Origin of the sequence: Segeticoccus rhizosphaerae, assembly GCF_009192725.1 — a bacterium.
In the GTDB taxonomy this organism is placed as follows: Bacteria; Actinomycetota; Actinomycetes; order Actinomycetales; family Dermatophilaceae; genus Segeticoccus; species Segeticoccus rhizosphaerae.
Genome location: NZ_VOHR01000340.1, coordinates 1 through 3800 on the forward strand (window position 1 = coordinate 1; position 3800 = coordinate 3800).

General features: G+C 71.1%; 6 protein-coding genes. 3 read left to right on the plus strand and 3 right to left on the minus strand.

The genetic code is table 11. The features are described 5' to 3' along the window. The 3 genes from paaC to paaA all read right to left on the minus strand — a co-directional run. Positions 1-658: 1,2-phenylacetyl-CoA epoxidase subunit PaaC (gene paaC, locus FRW57_RS18610; RefSeq protein ID WP_152186716.1), on the minus strand; the 658-nt coding region annotated here is incomplete at its 3' end. Between the two features lie 66 nt (positions 659-724). Continuing rightward, positions 725-1048 (minus strand): 1,2-phenylacetyl-CoA epoxidase subunit PaaB, encoded by a 324-nt coding sequence (paaB, locus tag FRW57_RS18615; RefSeq protein ID WP_152186717.1) that lies wholly within the window; start codon positions 1046-1048, stop codon positions 725-727. A 65-nt stretch (positions 1049-1113) separates the two neighbouring features. Further along, the gene (gene paaA / locus FRW57_RS18620) at positions 1114-2160 is read right to left on the minus strand and encodes a 1,2-phenylacetyl-CoA epoxidase subunit PaaA (RefSeq protein WP_152186718.1); all 1047 of its coding nucleotides are present in this window, start codon (positions 2158-2160) and stop codon (positions 1114-1116) included. Between the two features lie 83 nt (positions 2161-2243). Here paaA and FRW57_RS18625 point away from each other — a divergent pair, with 83 nt between their 5' ends. The 3 genes from FRW57_RS18625 to FRW57_RS18635 form a co-directional block, all read left to right on the plus strand. Continuing rightward, complete coding sequence (locus tag FRW57_RS18625; RefSeq protein ID WP_137121480.1) at positions 2244-2843, plus strand: GNAT family N-acetyltransferase; 600 nt, start codon at positions 2244-2246, stop codon at positions 2841-2843. Next, positions 2840-3553, plus strand: coding sequence for an AzlC family ABC transporter permease (locus FRW57_RS18630; RefSeq protein ID WP_152186719.1), 714 nt, complete (start codon positions 2840-2842; stop codon positions 3551-3553). The genes FRW57_RS18625 and FRW57_RS18630 overlap by 4 nt, the downstream gene beginning before the upstream one ends. A 10-nt stretch (positions 3554-3563) precedes the next feature. Further along, a partial coding sequence (locus FRW57_RS18635) for an AzlD domain-containing protein (RefSeq protein WP_152186720.1) occupies positions 3564-3800 on the plus strand: 237 nt, incomplete at its 3' end.

Here is a 3800-nt window from a genome sequence, read left to right on the forward strand (position 1 = left end):
CGTATGCCGTCGCCGCCGCCTCGAGGCTCGAGGGCAGCACTCCCAGGCCCGTGGCCGCCGCGGCTTGGCTGGCCGGGTCGTCGGCGAACAGCTCCGAGACGTATGGCGCGACCCGCCCCAGCGCGTCCTGCATCCGCTCGTGCGACTCGACGGTCCCGTCGCCGAGGCGCAGCATCCACTGGGTGGCGTGGTCGCGGTGGTAGTCGACCTCCTTGACCGCCTTCTGCGCCACCCCGGCGACCGTCTCGTCCGTGGAGGAGGTGAGCGCGGCATACAGCTCGCACTGGTAGGAGGAGAACCACAGCATCCGGGCCATCTCGAAGCCGAAGTCGCTGCGCTCCTGCTCGACGAGGTGCACGTTGCGGAAATCGCGCTCGTCGCGCAGGTAGGCGAGGTCGTCCTCGCTGCGGCCGGTGCCGTCCAGCTCGCCGGCACGGGTCAACAGCGCCCGGGCCTGACCGAGCAGGTCGAGCGCGATGTTGCCGAGGGCCATGTCCTCCTCGATCTGCGGCGCGCGGCTGATCCACTCGCCGAGCCGCTGGGCGTAGACGAGCGCGTCGTCGGCCACACCGAGGACGTAGCGCGGCAGCAGCTCGTCCGCGCTCGGCACGGGAAGGGCACGACCCGGTGAAGTCGTGTCGATCACCTTGTCACTCATACGCTTTCGGCCCTTCCTCGGAAGTCCACGCGAAGCATCGGAGCGAAGCGGAGAACTTCGCGGGTGTTACAGGTATTCGACGTCGTCGGGGACGTCGTAGAACGTGGGATGGCGGTAGACCTTGTCGGCGGCCGGGTCGAAGAACGAGTCGCGCTCGTCGGGGCTGCTCGCCTCGATGTCGCTCGACCGCACGACCCACAGCGAGACGCCCTCCTGCCGGCGGGTGTAGAGGTCGCGGCCGTTGCGCAGGGCCATCTGGGCGTCGGGGGCGTGCAGCGAGCCGACGTGTACGTGCGACAGTCCCCGCTTGCCCCTGACGAAGACCTCCCAGAGCGGCCAGCTGCGGCCGGCCTGCGGGATGGGCTGGTCGCCCGTCGGGGTGTCGGTCATGCCGTCTGCTCGCGCTCCTCGGCTGCGGGGTCGCGCCGCTCCGTCGTCGCCGCGTCCGTCGCCGCTCATGCCGCTTGTTCCTTCCCGGCGCGCTTGTCGGCGTATGCGTTCGCGGCGTCTCGCACCCAGGCACCCTCGTCGTGCGCAGCGTTGCGCCACGCGAGCCGTTCGCGGTTGCAGGCGCCGTCGCCCTTGATGACCCGCCAGAACTCGTCCCAGTCGATCGGCCCGAAGTCCCAGTGACCACGCTCCTCGTTCCAGGCGAGGTCAGGGTCGGGCAGCTTGAGTCCGAGCTTCTGGGCCTGGGGCACCATCATGTCGATGAACTTCTGCCGGAGGTCGTCGTTGCTGAATCGCTTGATGCCCCAGGCCATGTTCTGCTCGGTGTGGCCTCCTTGGGCGGCGGCGTCACCGGTGTCGGGCGGGCCGAACATCATCAGCGACGGCCACCACCAGCGGTCGGCCGCGTCCTGAGCCATCGCCTTCTGCTCGTCGGTGCCGCGCGCGAGGTTCCACAGGATCTCGAAGCCCTGCCGCTGGTGGAAGGACTCCTCCTTGCAGACCCGGATCATGGCCCGGGCGTACGGCCCGTAGGAGCAGCGGCACAGCGGCACCTGGTTCATGATGGCCGCCCCGTCGACCAGCCACCCGATCGCGCCGCAGTCCGCCCAGGTGAGCGTGGGGTAGTTGAAGATCGAGGAGTACTTCTGGCTGCCGCTCATCAGCTTGTCGAGCAGCTCGGCCCGGTCGACGCCCAGCGTCTCGGCGGCGCTGTAGAGGTAGAGCCCGTGGCCGGCCTCGTCCTGCACCTTGGCCATCAGGATCGCCTTGCGCCGCAACGACGGAGCGCGGGTGATCCAGTTGCCCTCGGGCTGCATGCCGATGATCTCGGAGTGCGCGTGCTGCGCGATCTGCCGGATCAACGTCTGCCGGTAGGCGTCCGGCATGTCGTCGCGCGGCTCGATCCGCTTGTCGGCGGCGATCAGCTCGTCGAACGACATCCCGTCGCCGCGCTGTGCGCTTTCGGCGCCATCGGCGACGGTCTGGTCGTACTCCCCCGACTCGGCGGCGTTGAGGGGCTCGTCGGGGTCGATGAAGTCGTTGCCGTACATGCCTCCAGTATGCCGGGTTGTTACATCTGCTTGCAATATGGGTCCAAAAGTGTCACAAGCGCTCCACCTGAGAGGATGGCTCGATGACCACGACGGAGCCGCACGAGCACGACCACGAGCACCAGCACGGGTCGTCGGACGGCCCGATCGCCGATGCGAGTGTGCGCACGGCCAGGACCAGCGACGCGCCGGCGGTGGGGCGCGTGCAGGCGGCGGTGTGGGAGGACGCCTACGCCGAGATCCTCTCCCCCGAGCTGCTGGTGCAGTTCGAGGAGCAGTCGTTCGCCAAGGCCTGGCGCGCCACCCTCGAGGAGCCGCCCAGCTCACGGCACCGGTTGCTCGTGGCCTGTGCCGGTCCGCAGGTGGTCGGCTTCGTGGCCCTCGGCCCGAGCGGCGACCCCGACGCCGGCGCGGACCACGGCGAGCTGCTCACGCTCGGGGTCCACCCGCAGGCCCGACGTGTCGGCCATGGCTCGCGGCTGCTGAACGCGGCCGTGGACACCATGCGCGTGGTCGGGTTCGAGCAGTGTGTGGCCTGGCTGCTCGCCACCGACGAGACCACTCGGGCCTTCCTCGAGGTGGCGGGCCTCGCGCCGGACGGCGCCTTCCGTGACCGCGTCATCGACCCCGACGGGTCGGTGGTCCGCGAGGTCCGCCTCGCAGTAGACCTGTCGACGCCGTGACCGACGGCGGGGCACCGTCGCCGAGCCTGCCCGCCGAGCGTCGACGCGCCGTGCTGCGACAGGGGCTCTCCGTCGGGGTCGCCACCGGGGCATACGGCATCAGCATCGGCGCGCTCGCCGTCGCCGCGGGCCTGTCCCTGTGGCAGGCGATGGCCCTGTCGCTGCTGCTGTTCAGCGGCGGTTCGCAGTTCGCCCTGGTGGGCGTCATCGCGGCGGGCGGCTCCGGCGCCGCGGCGATCACGACCTCGACGCTGCTCGGCATCCGCAACGGCCTCTACGGGCTGCAGGTCTCCCGGATCCTCGGGGCACACGGACTGCGCCGCCTCGCGGCCGCCCAGCTGACCATCGACGAGTCGACCGCAGTCGCGGTCGGCCAACCCGAACCGGCCGCGAGCCGGCTCGGCTTCTGGGTGACCGGCGGCGCCGTCTTCGTGCTCTGGAACCTGATGACCTTCGTCGGCGCCCTCATCGGCGACCTGCTCGGTGACCCGCGGCAGTACGGTCTGGACGCGGCCGCCGCGGCAGCCTTCTGTGCGCTGTTGTGGCCGAGGTTGCGCTCCAGCGACGGGCGTGCCGCCGCGGCCGTGGCCGCCGTGCTCGCCCTGCTCGTCGCTCCTGCGGCACCGGCCGGCATACCGGTCCTGGTGGCGGCGGTCGCTGCCGTCGTGGTCGGCCTGCGGCCCGGTCGACCCGCTCCGGCGACGCGATGAGGGCGACGCGATGAACCTGTGGGTGACCGTCCTGGTCGCGAGCGCCCTGTCGTTCCTGCTGAAGCTGGGCGGTTACGTCGTCCCCCACCACTGGCTCGACGGGCCCCGGATCTCCCGTGTGACCGGGCTGCTCCCGGTGGCGCTGCTGTCGGCCCTGGTCATGACCCAGGCCTTCACGACGAGCGGCGGCGCGCCGACCCTCGATGCGCGCGCGGCCGCGGTCGGCGTGGCGGTCGTGGCGCTGCTG